This is a genomic window from Bradyrhizobium sp. SZCCT0231 (genome assembly GCF_018130245.1).
Classification (GTDB): domain Bacteria; phylum Pseudomonadota; class Alphaproteobacteria; order Rhizobiales; family Xanthobacteraceae; genus Bradyrhizobium; species Bradyrhizobium japonicum_F.
In genome coordinates this window covers 1,137,856-1,150,801 of record NZ_JAFCKP010000001.1, presented here as the reverse complement: position 1 = coordinate 1,150,801, position 12,946 = coordinate 1,137,856, and the positions used below count along the sequence as shown (strand labels likewise).

The following is a 12,946-nucleotide window of genomic DNA, read 5'->3' as shown; positions in this document are numbered from 1 at the left end:
CGATCAGCCACCGACCTTGCTGGGGAGCCCGGCCGCCTTCCAGCCCAGCATGCCGCCGGCCAGATGCTTGTCGTAAGGCAGGCCCGCCGCCTGCGCCGCCAGCGAGGCCGTCACCGAGCGCTTGCCTGAGCGGCAGGCGAACACGACCTCTTTGCCGGCGGGATCGGGGATCGCCTTGGGATCGAAGGTCGAGAGCGGAACCACGACGCCGTAAGGGTAAGCCTCGGCCTCGACCTCGTTCGGCTCGCGGACGTCGACGAGCAGATAGCGCCCTTCCGTGACACCCTTGGAGACCTCGTCCGGGGTCAGATCCTGTACCTGGTTTGCCACTTCATCCTCCAACGTCGCAAGGCGCATGCCGGGGCGATCCCGGCCGGCGGCAACCTCGCCCCTCGGGAAACGAAAATCAAGCGCTACAATGGCTTGAGCCGCGCGGCGCAAGTTAAAGCTAAATCGCAGCGGCTTGAAGTCCGGCGTTCAGAAATGCCTGAAGCTCCTGCTTCAACCCTCACCACGCATTCGGTGTCATTCCCCGCGAAAGCGGGGAATCCAGTGCGCCGCAGCTCCTCGCTTCCAGCCGCGCCGTCTCTGGAGTACTGGGCGGATTCGCCCGGTCAAGCCGGGCGATGACAGCGGTGGAGCTAGCTAGATCGTCACCTGCGTGCCGACCTCGACGACACGGCCGCTCGGGATCTGGAAATAGTCGGTGGCATCGTTGGCCGAGCGGCTCAGCGAGATGAACAGCCGGTCCTGCCAGCGCGGCATGCCGGAATGGGCGGCAGGCTTTAGCGCCCTTCGCGACAGGAAGAACGAGGTCGACATGATGTCGAACTGCCAGCCGAGCTTGCGGGCGATCGCCAGGGCCTTCGGCACGTTGGGCGATTCCATGAAGCCGAACTTCAGCGTCACCTTGGAGAAGGTCGGCGAGATCTGCTCCAGCCTGACGCGCTCGGCCGGATCGATCCGCGGTGTCTGCGCGGTCTCGATGGTGAGAATGACGTTCTTCTCGTGCAGCACCTTGTAGTGTTTCAGACTATGCATCAGCGCCGTCGGCGCGCTGACGGGATCCGAGGTCAGGAACACGGCGGTGCCCGGCACCCGCTGCGGCGGCCGCTTCTCCAGCATCGCCACGAGGTCGGCGAGCGGGAATTCGAGCTTGCGCGACTTCTCGAACAAGAGGCGGCTGCCGCGCCGCCACGTGTACATCAGGATGATCATGAGCGCGCCGAGCGCCAGCGGCACCCAGCCGCCCTCGAACACCTTCAAGAGGTTCGCGGTCAGGAAGGTCAGATCAAGGAACAGGAACGGCGCAATCAGCGCGCCGGCGGCGAGCGCTGACCACCGCCATCCCTTCCAGACCACGACGAAGCCCATCATCGCCGTGACCACCATGGTGCCGGTGACGGAGATGCCGTAGGCGGAAGCGAGCGCACTGGAGGAGCGGAACATCAGCACCAGCAGCACCACCGCGACCAGCAGCAGCTGGTTGATGCGCGGAATGAAGATCTGCCCGGAATGGGCTTCCGACGTATGGCGAATTTCAAAGCGCGGCAGCAGCCCGAGCTGGATCGCCTGGCGCGTCAGCGAATAGGCGCCGGTGATGACGGCCTGGCTCGCGATCACGGTCGCCATGGTCGCCAGCACGACCATGCAGCCTCGGAAGAAGCCTTGCGGAAAGAGCTGGAAGAACGGGCTAACGATCGCGCCGGGGTCACCGAGCACAAGAGCGCCCTGCCCCAGATAATTCAGGGCCAGCGAGGGCAGCACGATGAACAGCCAGGCGGTCTGGATCGGCCGCTTGCCGAAATGGCCGAGGTCGGCATAGAGCGCCTCGGCGCCGGTCACGGCCAGGAACACCGCGCCCAGCGTGACGAACCCGATGATGCCATGATGGAGCATGAAGTTCACGGCGTAGAGCGGGTTCAGCGCGAGCAGCACCTGCGGCTGCTGGATGATCGGATGGATGGCCGCCGCCGCGAGGACCGCGAACCAGAGACACATGATCGGGCCGAAGAAGGCGGCAACGCGCGCTGTGCCGCGCGATTGCACGGCGAACAGGCAGACCAGGATCACGACCGTCAGCGGAACGATGTAAGGCTCGAACGTCAGGGTGACGTCCTTCATGCCTTCGATCGCCGACAGCACCGAGAGCGCCGGCGTGATCACGGCATCGCCGTAGAACAGCGCGCCGGAAATGATACCGAGCAGGACGATGGCCGCCCCGCCGGCGCCGGTGCCAACCGCCCGCTGCGCCAGAGCCATCAGCGCCAGCGTGCCGCCCTCGCCGTTGTTGTCGGCGCGGAGCAGGATCACGACATATTTGAGCGTCACCACCACGATGAGCGCCCACAGGATCAGGGAGATCACGCCGAGGACGGCAGCCGGCGTCGGCACCCCCTCCGCGCCCGAAGCCGCCATCACCGCCTCGCGGAACGCGTAGAGCGGGCTGGTGCCGATATCGCCATAGACGACGCCGATGCTGCCGAGCGTCAGCGCGCCGAAACCGGCCGTGGTGTGGGCGTCACCATGCCCGTTGGCCGCCACCGTCTCCGGGGCGGGAACTGTCACGTCACTGGTCATGGGAGAGCCCGATGGCCTCTAAGAATGCTTCACTGCACTATGGCGGAAGAGCGCGCGGCTTATAGTCTTGCGCTGTCGGCATAGCCTAGCCCGATTTTGGGCCCTCACCATGCAGAATTCGCATAGGTAGGTCAATCCGGATCAAATGGTGACCTGGGTACCGACTTCAACCACCCGCCCGGTCGGAATCTGGAAATAGTCGGTGGCATCGTTGGCCGACCGGCTCAGTGCGATGAACAGATGATCCTGCCAGAGCGGCATGCCCGACTGCGCCGAAGCCTTCAGCGACCTTCGCGACACGAAGAATGACGTCGACATGATGTCGAACTGCCAGCCCTGCTTGCGCGCGATCGCCAGCGCCTTGGGCACGTTCGGCTGCTCCATGAAGCCGAAGCGCAAGCGAACCTTGGAGAATTTGTCGCTGACTTTCTCCATGCGGAAGCGCTCGGACAAATCGACCCGCGGCGTTTGCGCGGTCTCGATGGTCAGGATCACGTTGTGCTCGTGCAGCACCTTGTTGTGCTTGAGATTGTGCAACAGCGCGGTCGGCACGAAAGCGGGATCGCTGGTCAGGAACACGGCGGTGCCCTTGACGATGTGCGGCGGCCGCTTCTCCAGGCTCCGGATCAGATCGTCCAGCGGCACCTCGATCCGTCGCGTCTTCTGGATCAGGATTCCGGTGCCCTTCCGCCAGGTCCAGATCATCCCCGCCATGGCGACGCCGAACAGCAGCGGCACCCAGGCGCCTTCGAGCAGCTTGAGCAGATTGGCGCTGAAGAAGCTCAAATCGACGACGACGAAGGGCATGATCACGGCCGCGGCCGCCGCCGCACGCCAGTTCCACAACTTCCAGATCACGACGAAGCCCATGATGCCGTCGGCGACCATGGTGGTTGAGACCGCAATGCCGTAGGCCGAGGCCAGATTGCTGGGGGTGTGGAACAGCAGCACCAGCAGCATCACACCGATCAGCAGCAGGCGGTTGACGCGCGGCAGATAGATCTGGCCGGCATGGGATTCGGAGGTGTAACGCACCTCGAAACGCGGCAAGAGGCCGAGCTGCACGGCCTGATAGACCAGCGAATAGGCGCCGGTGATCACCGCCTGGCTCGCGATCACGGTTGCAGCAGTTGCAAGCCCGACCAGCGGCAGCACCAGCTTCTCGGGCACCATGCGATAGAAGGAATGCTCGATCGCGCTGGGATCGGACAGCACCAGCGCCCCCTGCCCGAAATAGTTGATCAGGAGCGCGGGCAGCACGAAGAACATCCAGGCCGACTGGATCGGCTTGCGGCCGAAATGGCCGAGATCGGCATAAAGCGCCTCGCCCCCGGTTACCGCCAGGAACACGGCGCCGAGTGTCACGAGGCCGATCGTGCCGTGCGACAGCACGAACTGTACCGCATAATAGGGATTGATGGCCGCCAGCACCGAGGGGTCGTCGGCGATGTGGACGGCTCCCATCACGGCGATCACGGTGAACCATACCACCATCACCGGCCCGAAGGCCGAGGCGACCAATGCGGTCCCCTTGCTCTGGACCGCGAACAGCACCACCAGAATGAGGACGGTGAGCGGCACGACGTAGTGCTCGAGCGCGGGAGTTGCGAGCTTCAGGCCTTCGACCGCCGAGAGCACCGAGATCGCCGGCGTGATCATGGAATCGCCGATGAACATGGAGGCGCCGACCACGCCGAGCGCGAGCAGGAACCAGCTCCGCCGCCCGAGCGCGCGCTGGCCGAGCGCCATCAGCGAGAGCGTGCCGCCCTCCCCGTTATTGTCGGCGCGCAGCAGCAGCAAGACGTATTTGGCGGTGACGACGATCAAGAGGGCCCACAGGATCAGCGAGAGCACGCCGAGCACGATGACCCGCGAGACCGGCTCGCCATGCGCCGCGCTCCTGACCGCCTCATGGAATGCGTAGAGCGGCGAGGTGCCGATATCGCCGAAGACGACGCCGATGCTCCCGAGCGTAAGGGCCCAAAAACCTGATGTGACCGGTTGCCCATCCTGGGTCTCGGTCGATGTGATGCTCGCCGTCATGAGGGTGGAAAACGCTTCGTCCCTGAATTTGATCCGGCGCCTTTTCACGCTTCCCGTGCGCCTGTCAATCGGCGTCCACCATAACAGGTACCGGGACAGAAGCTGCGACGCCGCAGCAACGTTCATCGCCTGCGCGACGACATGCCTCAGGTAAGATGGTAGCGCAAGACCCCTACGGCTTCAGATTCGGCGGCAGCGGAGGATCCTCGCGCATCAGGGTGATGGTCACCCGCCGGTTGGCGGCGAGCGAAGGATCGTCCGGAAACAGCGGCTGGGTGTCCGCCTTGCCCGAGACGGCGAAGATGTGCGACGGCGGCAGGCCCTCGCGTTCGAGGATCTGGCGCACCGCATTGGCGCGGTCGGCCGACAGATCGAAGGCCCCGTAGTCGCTGCGGGTCGGCACGAAGCCCGCCGCGGTGTGGCCGGCGATGGAGACGCGGAGCGGCGTGGCCTTGAGCGGGATCGCGAGCTTCTCGACCAGGCGGCGGGTGCGGTCATAAGGCACCTTGGAGCCGTCGGCGAACATCGAGCGGCCGTCCTGGTCGACGATCTCCAGGTTGAGGCCCTGCTTGGTCTCCTCGAACATGATGTGCTTGGACATCTCGGTCAGTTCCGGCATGTCCTGCAACGCCTGGCGCAGCGAGGCCGCAGCGAGCGCGAAATTGCGGTCGACCTTGATCTTCGCCCCCGAGGTGCGGTCGCGATCCTCCTGGTCCGGCGTCGGCGTGTTGGAGGCATCCTCGGGCTGGATGTGATCGACGTTCTTCAGCCGCGGGCGGGTCGGCAGGCCGTCAGACTCGACGATGCCGGCGTAGCGCGCCTCGCTCTGCACGCCGAAGGCGTCACGCATGGACCCTGCGACGATCTTCAGCTTGTTGGCGTCCTGCGTCGAGAACGCGACGAGCATCACGAAGAAGCTCATCATCAGGCCCATGAGGTCGGCGAAGGTCACGAACCAGCCGTGACCGCCGCCATGCGCATCGCCGCGTTTCTTCTTGGCCATGGCCTAAATCCTGGTGCGCGCGATCAGGCCGGCACCGGCTCGCCCTCGCCGTGGCGGTGCTTCTCCGGCAGATAGGCCAGCAGCATTTCGCGCACCAAGGTCGGGCTCTTGGAGTCGCGGATCATCAGGATGCCGTCGATGATCAGGGTGCGGTTGGTCTCCTCATCCAGCAGCTTGCCGTGCAGCTTGTCGGCGATCGGCAGACAGAACAGGTTCGCAACCAGCGCGCCGTAGAGGGTGGCGAGCAGCGCGGTCGCCATGAACGGGCCGAGCTTGGAAGGGTCGGTCATGTTGGCGAACATCTGCACCATGCCGATCAGGGTGCCGATCATGCCGAAGGCCGGGGCGCAGTCGCCGATGGCGCGGTAGATCTTGCTGCCCTCGTCGAGGTGCATCAGGAAGTTGTCGCGGTCGCGCTCGAGATTGTCGCGGATGAAGTCGAGGTCGTAGCCGTCGGCGACATAGCGGATGCCCTTGGCGAGAAAGGGCTCGTCGGTCTCGACCTTTTCGAGACCCACCGGGCCCTGCTTGCGGGCGATCTCCGCGATGCGGGCGAGCTCGTCGACGAGGTCGTGGGCCGACAGCCGGCTCATGGTGAAGGCGAACTTGGCGCCGAGCGGAAGGCCGTGCAGGAGCGCCGAGAGCGGAAACCGGATCATGGTGGCGGAGATCGAGCCGCCGAAGATGATGATCATGGCATGTTCGGAGATGAACATGTGAAGATCGCCGCCCATGAAGATCATCGCCACGATGACGATGGTGCCCGCAATGAGCCCGACGCTCGTCATGATATCCATGGGAAACTCCGACGCGTACGCAACAACGGCCGTCCTGGCCGCTGGCGCGGCCCAACCCCGAACCGCATCGGAACCCTAGAGCGCCGCCCTTAAAGCCGCGTAAAGGTTAAGTCTGGACGGTGTGCTGCCCGTCCCTGCGCCTGCTGCGATCGTCGCCCGGCGATGGGAATTTCAACATTTCGCTAACCATAAGCAGGCGCGCCACGACGTCACATCGGCTGCGGCCCTCCGCCACATCGTGGCCAAGGATCAGTTGGTGTCTGGTAGCGTTGAGACATGGTCGATCGCGGAGTCATCGCGATGTTGACGCTGTTCGGTCTTCTCACGGCGCTGCCCGCGGCGCTGGCGTTCCACCTGCTCGAGCCGGAGCTCGTCCTGCCGGCCTTCAGCATCCTGCTCTTTGTCGAGGCCGCCTTTGCGGCGATCGCAGCGCGCCTGATTCACCTCCCGGACAATGCGGAGGACATCACGCTATGGGACCTCGCAGGCAGCTTCACCCTGATCGGATGCGCCGCCGCAATGTTCGCTGAGCCGGATCAAGCGGCTCAGTTCCTGGTGGAACAAGGCGACCCACGGCCGGCGTCGCGGCCGTAGGTCGTTCAACCGCGCGCTTAGTGGATTTCCGCCGAGCGCTTCAGCGCGGCCTTCAGCTTCTCCAGCGAGAAGTCGGGGCTCCGGGCGATCTCCAGGATCGGCGTCTCGCGGCGGCCGCAGAGTTCGGCTGCCTCCGGCAGCTTTGCGGCGACGTCGAGCGGGATCACGATCGCGCCATGCTGGTCGGCGTGGATCAGGTCATCGGACTTCACCGTCATGCCGGCGACGCGCACCTCGCCGCCAAAGCTTTCCGCATGCACCCAGGCATGCGAGGGGCCGATCGAGCCGGCCAGCGCCTGGAAGCTAGGGGCCCATTGCGGGATGTCGCGGATCGAGCCGTCGGTGATGACGCCGAGACAGCCGAGCGCCTTGTGGACGTTGCTCTGCACCTCGCCCCAGAACGCGCCGTAGCCGACATCGGGCCCGTCGATGTCCTGGATCACCGAGATGCGCGGGCCATGGCCGGTACCGACATATTCATAATATTCGATGCGACGCCTGGACTGCTCCTCGGCCGGGAGCGATGACTTCAGCACCGAGCGGATCGTCACCGTGCGGGCATAGCCGACGATCGGCGGCAGGTCCGGGAACGGACAGACCAATTGCTTGGTGGTGTAGCCGATCAGCCGCCGCTCGGGCGCCACGATCTCCATGGCATTGCAGATCGTCGGGGTGTCGTAGCGGCCCAGCGCCTCGAGGACGGAAGCGGGCAGCGGCCCGGTCGCGGTATCAGTCACGGCGTTCTCTCCCAGATTGGCGGTCGCTGTTGGCGCGATGCCGCCGGCACAGGGCGATATAGCCGAGATCAGGCCTCAGCCCAACTCGGAGGGCCTCATGGCAGATATCCGCGCGGTGCCGCTCAGTGCAGCCGTCCGGGCCGGTCGTCGTCGTGCGGCGGCTCTGACAAATTCGTCAGTGTTGGCGCTGATGGCGGCGACGGAACTTCGCCTCCCGACCGCGCGGTCGCTTCCATCGCGCGCGCCTGGTCGCGGTAGGATTTGTAGCCGAGCGGCAAAGCGAGAAGATACAGCACCGTTCCGATCGACAGCACGTACCAGGGATAGCTGATCAGCAGCGCAATGAAGAAGATCACCGCGACGAACGCCGGCAGCACCAGCTCGGGCGGCACCCGCATGCGCATGCTCTTGCCAGAGAACACCGGCAGGCGCGACACCATCAGGAAGGCAATCAGCAGCGTGTAGCCGGCCGTCAGCGCCGCAGGCCAGCGGCCAAGATCCAGGAACGCCGCATAGATCGGCAACATCACGGTGATAGCGCCGGCCGGTGCCGGCACACCGGTGAAGAAATTGGCAGCGAAGGCCGGCTTGTTCGGATCGTCCAGCGTGGCGTTGAAGCGCGCGAGCCGCAGGCACATGGAGATCGCAAACACCATGGCCGCGATCCAGCCAGCATTGCCCAGCTCGTGCAGCTGCCAGAAATACAGCATCAGGCCGGGCGCGACGCCGAAATTGACGAAGTCGGCGAGGCTGTCGAGCTCGGCGCCGAATTTGGACTGGCCCTTGATCATGCGCGCGATGCGGCCGTCGATACCGTCGAGCGCGGCCGCAAACACGATGGCGTAGACGGCGAGCGTCATCCGCCCCTCGATCGACAGCCGGATTGCGGTCAGGCCGGCGCAGATCGCCAGCAGCGTGATGACGTTGGGCACCAGCATCCGCACCGGAATCGGTCGGAACCGCCGGCGGCGCGTATCGGCATATTTGAACTCATAGGGCGTCATTGCTCACCTCAAGGCGAGATATAGCAAGCCGCGCCCCCCTCCGCCATTGCGGCGTAGGGTCCACAAGCACCGACTATTGGTTAACTGGCGCGGTAGGCGCGGCTCTGGTCGTCGCCGGCAAGATCGGCCAGGATCGTCTCACCGGCGATCGCGGTCTGCCCCTCCGAGACCAGCGCCTTGGTGCCCAGGGGCAAATAGACGTCGAGGCGCGAGCCGAAGCGGATCAGGCCGAAGCGCTCGCCGGCACCGATCGCCTGCCCCTCCTTGACGAAGCAGACGATGCGCTTGGCGACGAGGCCGGCAATCTGGACCACGCCGATCCGCGCCGCCGGCGTCGTGATCACCAGCGAGTTGCGCTCATTGTCCTCGCTCGCCTTGTCGAGCTCGGCGTTGATGAAGAGGCCCGGGCGGTAGGCGATGCGGTCCACCCTGCCCGCCACGGGAGCGCGGTTCACGTGGCAGTTGAACACGCTCATGAACACCGAGATGCGCGGCAACGGCCGGTCGCCGAGGCCGAGCTCGGCCGGCGGCAGCGCCATGGTGATCATCGAGACGCGGCCGTCGGCCGGCGACACAACCAGCCCCTCACGCACCGGTGTCACGCGGACGGGGTCGCGGAAGAACAGCGCGCACCACACGGTCAGGATCGTGCCGATCCACCCCAGAGGCGACCACAGCCAGAACAGGATCATGCTTGCCAGCGCAAAGCCGCCGATGAAGGGATAGCCCTCCTTGTGGATCGGCGGAATCTGACGCTGGATCGAATCGAGAATGGACATCGCTATCTGCCGGTCGGGGTTAATGGCGCGGGTCGTCGCGCGGGCTTGTTTAGGCCAGAGTTGGGACCGGAGACAAGGTCACTCCGCCGCCGCGGGCGTCGTCAGGATGTCATCGACCGGCGGCGGCTCCCGGTTGGGCGCCGCGCTGGCGTCGGCCATCTTGGCCAGTTTCTCCCGCGCCGCCTCGGCCTCGCGCTGCCTGTTCCACATGCTGGCATAGAGGCCGCCCTGCGCGAGCAGTTTCGCGTGGGTGCCGCGCTCGGCGATGCGGCCCTGGTCCAGCACGATGATCTCGTCGGCGCCGACGATGGTCGAAAGCCGGTGCGCGATCACCAGCGAGGTGCGGTTCTTCGCCACGCGGTCGAGCGCGCCCTGGATCTCGTGCTCGGTATGGGTGTCGAGCGCCGAGGTCGCCTCGTCCAGCACCAGGATCGGCGGCGCCTTGAGCACCGTGCGCGCGATCGCGACGCGCTGCTTCTCGCCGCCGGACAGCTTCAGGCCGCGCTCGCCGACCTGGGTCTCGTAGCCCTTCGGCGCCATGCGGATGAAATGGTCGATCTGCGCGAGGCGCGCCGCCTCCTCGACCTCGGCATCGCTGGCGTCCCAGCGGCCATAGCGGATGTTGTAGCGGATGGTGTCGTTGAACAGCACGGTATCCTGCGGCACCATGCCGATCGATGCACGCAGGCTGGCCTGCGTGACGTCGCGGATGTCCTGGCCGTCGATCAGGATCTTGCCGCCGGAGACGTCATACAGGCGGAACAGCAGCCGGGAGATCGTCGACTTGCCGGCGCCCGACGGGCCGACGATCGCAACCGTCTTGCCGGCCGGCACCTCGAAGCTGATGCCCTTCAGGATCTGCCGCGTCGGCTCATAGGCAAAGCGCACGTCCTCGAACCGCACCGTGCCAGCGGTAACGGCCAGCGGCTGCGCGTCGGCGGCGTCCTTGATCTCGGCCTCGCGGCCCAGCACGTTGAACATCTTCTCGATGTCGATGATCGCCTGCTTGATCTCGCGATACACCATGCCCATGAAATTCAGGGGTTGGTAGAGCTGAATCATCATGGCGTTGACCAGCACGAAATCGCCGACCGTATTGGTGCCATTGCGCACGCCGATCGCGCACATCAGCATGGTCGCGGTCAGTCCCATCGTGAAGATCACGGCCTGGCCGGTATTGAGCACCGCGAGCGAGGTGTATGTGCGGATGCTCGCATCCTCGTAACGCTCCACAGATCTGTCGTAGCGTTGCGCTTCGCGCGTCTCGGCGCCGAAATACTTCACGGTCTCGTAGTTGAGCAGCGAGTCGATCGCCTTGGTGTTCGCCTCGGTGTCGGAATCGTTCATCTTGCGGCGGATGCCGATCCGCCACTCGGTCGCGACGTAGGTGTAGTACATGTAGACCGCGACCGTGATCAGGGTTGCGACCACATAGCGCCAGTCGAACTGCCAGAGCAGCACGGCCATCAGGAGCGAGACCTCGACGATGGTCGGGATCAGCTGCAGGATCACCATGCGCACGATGACCTCGATGCCCTCGCGGCCGCGCTCGAGCACGCGCGTCAGGCCGCCGGTCTTGCGTTCGAGGTGAAAGCGCAGCGACAGCTCGTGCATGTGGATGAAGGTGATGGTGGCGAGCTTGCGCACCGCATGCATGGCGACGCGGGCGAAGATGCCGTCGCGCCATTGCGTCAGCACCGCCATCATGATGCGCATCACGCCATAGCTCGCGGTCAGCAGCAGCGGCGAGGCGATCACCCAGAGATGCCAGTTGTCGGCCGCGACCGGCGCGGTGTTGGCACCGGTCAGCGCATCCGTCGCCCATTTGAAGCTGAACGGCACCGCGAGCGTGATCAGCTTGGCGGCGAGCAGCAGCACCAGCGACCAGACCACCCGCATCTTCAAATCGAAGCGATCGCCCGGCCAGATATAGGGCCACAGATGCGCCAGCGTGCCCATCAGCGTGGCCCCGGCCTGCGGTCCTCCGGCGGGAGGATCAGGAACGTCGGCGCCGTCGAGCGATTGAGGTTGGTCCATCAAGAAGCCTGAAAGCCCGCCGGATGCGGGCGCAACTGCGATTAACGATTTTCGTCCGTCATATAGAGCCTTCCCGATGCCCGCGCACCCCGCCAGATGGCGAATCTTTGATTGTTTATCGTCATTTACCGGTAGATTTCCGGGAGTATCGAATCACCGATTGGGCTTGACGCCTGTTCGCTGCAATGCATCATGGCACCAATGAGCACGATCAAAACCGTCTGTGTCTATTGTGGCTCCGGCCCTGGAACAAATCCCCGCTTCACCGAAGGCGCCAAGGCGTTCGGCAAGGCGCTCGCCGAAAACAATGTCCGCTTGGTCTATGGCGGCGGCTCGCTCGGCCTGATGGGCGCGGTTGCGACCTCAGTGCTCGACCATGGCGGCACCGTCACCGGCATCATCCCCGACTTCCTGCGGCTGCGCGAGAACGCGCTGACGCGCGTGCAGGAGATGATCGTCACCCCTGACATGCACGAGCGCAAGCGCCTGATGTTCGAACGCTCCGACGCCTTCGTGGCGCTGCCGGGCGGCGTCGGCACGCTGGAAGAGCTGGTCGAGCAGATGACCTGGAAGCAGCTCGGCCGTCATGCCAAGCCGGTTCTGCTTGCCAACATCGACAATTTCTGGGAGCCGCTGTTCTCGCTGCTGTCGCACATGCGCCAGACCGAGTTCATCCGCGCCGGCCTTTCGATCGACATCCTCAAGGCCGATCGCATCGAGGAGATCCTGCCGAAGCTGAAAGCAGCCGCGGCACAGGTGGCCGAATCGGAAAAGCAGCTCGCCCCGGAAATGGCGCGCAAACTGTAACAATTGGTTGGCTCGATTTCGCCGCGGGCTCCGTCACCTCTCCCGCTTGCGGGAGAGGTCGCCGCGTAGCGGCGGGTGAGGGTTCTCTCCTCTTGGGGGTTCTCGCCCGTGGAGATACCCCCACCCCGACCCTCCCCCGCAAGCGGGAGAGGGAGCGCACCACCTTCGTGGCGATCACGCTCTACTCCGCCGGAAACGTCACCGCCTCGATCCGGTTGCCGTCGGGATCGGTGACGAAGGCCGCATAGTAGCGCACGCGATCGTGCGGACGGACGCCCGGCGCGCCGTCGGAGGCGCCGCCGGCGGACAGCGCCGCCGCGTGAAAGGCATCGACCTCAGCCGTGGTTTTCGCCCGCAGGCAGATGTGCACACCGCTCTCGGGGGCTACGGGCGGCATGCCCTCGCGCAAGTTGATCCAGAACTCCGGATAGGCCTTGCCGAAACCAACCGTCCGCGGCCGCGTGACGAGGCGGGTGAGGCCGAGTGTGGCGAGCGTTGCCTCGTAGAATTTTGCGGCACGTTCGAGATCGCTGACGCCGACGGAGATGTGGTCGATCATGTGCCG

12 protein-coding genes are annotated in these 12,946 nt (G+C 65.2%); 2 read left to right on the top strand and 10 right to left on the bottom strand.

The window, feature by feature from the left end:
- Positions 1–3: 3 nt before the first annotated feature.
- The 5 genes from JQ566_RS05180 to JQ566_RS05160 form a co-directional block, all read right to left on the bottom strand.
- Positions 4–330 carry a rhodanese-like domain-containing protein gene (locus JQ566_RS05180; protein ID WP_212370708.1) on the bottom strand — a complete coding sequence of 109 codons (327 nt, stop codon included), beginning with the start codon at positions 328–330 and terminating at the stop codon, positions 4–6.
- A gap of 315 nt (positions 331–645) precedes the next feature.
- Positions 646–2,580, bottom strand: coding sequence for a potassium transporter Kup (locus tag JQ566_RS05175; RefSeq protein WP_212370706.1), 1,935 nt, complete (start codon positions 2,578–2,580; stop codon positions 646–648).
- Between the two features lie 141 nt (positions 2,581–2,721).
- Entirely contained in the window at positions 2,722–4,623 is a 1,902-nt protein-coding gene (locus tag JQ566_RS05170; RefSeq protein WP_212370705.1) for a potassium transporter Kup, read from the bottom strand.
- Between the two features lie 172 nt (positions 4,624–4,795).
- The gene (locus JQ566_RS05165) at positions 4,796–5,626 is read right to left on the bottom strand and encodes an OmpA/MotB family protein (protein ID WP_018320942.1); all 831 of its coding nucleotides are present in this window, start codon (positions 5,624–5,626) and stop codon (positions 4,796–4,798) included.
- A 23-nt stretch (positions 5,627–5,649) separates the two neighbouring features.
- On the bottom strand, positions 5,650–6,423 hold the full coding sequence (locus JQ566_RS05160) for a motility protein A (protein ID WP_212370704.1): 774 nt from the start codon (positions 6,421–6,423) through the stop codon (positions 5,650–5,652).
- Between the two features lie 300 nt (positions 6,424–6,723).
- Between JQ566_RS05160 and JQ566_RS05155 the strand changes: the two genes are divergently transcribed.
- Entirely contained in the window at positions 6,724–7,017 is a 294-nt protein-coding gene (locus tag JQ566_RS05155) for a hypothetical protein (RefSeq protein ID WP_212370703.1), read from the top strand.
- Between the two features lie 17 nt (positions 7,018–7,034).
- Here JQ566_RS05155 and JQ566_RS05150 read toward each other — a convergent pair whose 3' ends face one another.
- The 4 genes from JQ566_RS05150 to JQ566_RS05135 all read right to left on the bottom strand — a co-directional run bounded on the left by JQ566_RS05150 (position 7,035) and on the right by JQ566_RS05135 (position 11,574).
- A complete protein-coding gene (locus JQ566_RS05150; RefSeq protein ID WP_212370702.1) occupies positions 7,035–7,754 on the bottom strand; it encodes an RraA family protein in 720 nt (239 codons plus the stop codon).
- A 122-nt stretch (positions 7,755–7,876) separates the two neighbouring features.
- Positions 7,877–8,758 carry a CDP-alcohol phosphatidyltransferase family protein gene (locus tag JQ566_RS05145; protein WP_212370701.1) on the bottom strand — a complete coding sequence of 294 codons (882 nt, stop codon included), beginning with the start codon at positions 8,756–8,758 and terminating at the stop codon, positions 7,877–7,879.
- Between the two features lie 80 nt (positions 8,759–8,838).
- Positions 8,839–9,543 carry a phosphatidylserine decarboxylase gene (locus JQ566_RS05140; protein ID WP_349643305.1) on the bottom strand — a complete coding sequence of 235 codons (705 nt, stop codon included), beginning with the start codon at positions 9,541–9,543 and terminating at the stop codon, positions 8,839–8,841.
- Between the two features lie 72 nt (positions 9,544–9,615).
- On the bottom strand, positions 9,616–11,574 hold the full coding sequence (locus JQ566_RS05135; RefSeq protein ID WP_212370699.1) for an ABCB family ABC transporter ATP-binding protein/permease: 1,959 nt from the start codon (positions 11,572–11,574) through the stop codon (positions 9,616–9,618).
- A 201-nt stretch (positions 11,575–11,775) separates the two neighbouring features.
- Here JQ566_RS05135 and JQ566_RS05130 point away from each other — a divergent pair, with 201 nt between their 5' ends.
- Positions 11,776–12,381 (top strand): LOG family protein, encoded by a 606-nt coding sequence (locus tag JQ566_RS05130; protein WP_212370697.1) that lies wholly within the window; start codon positions 11,776–11,778, stop codon positions 12,379–12,381.
- A gap of 181 nt (positions 12,382–12,562) precedes the next feature.
- Here JQ566_RS05130 and JQ566_RS05125 read toward each other — a convergent pair whose 3' ends face one another.
- The gene (locus tag JQ566_RS05125) at positions 12,563–12,940 is read right to left on the bottom strand and encodes a VOC family protein (protein ID WP_212370695.1); all 378 of its coding nucleotides are present in this window, start codon (positions 12,938–12,940) and stop codon (positions 12,563–12,565) included.
- Positions 12,941–12,946 lie beyond the last annotated feature (6 nt).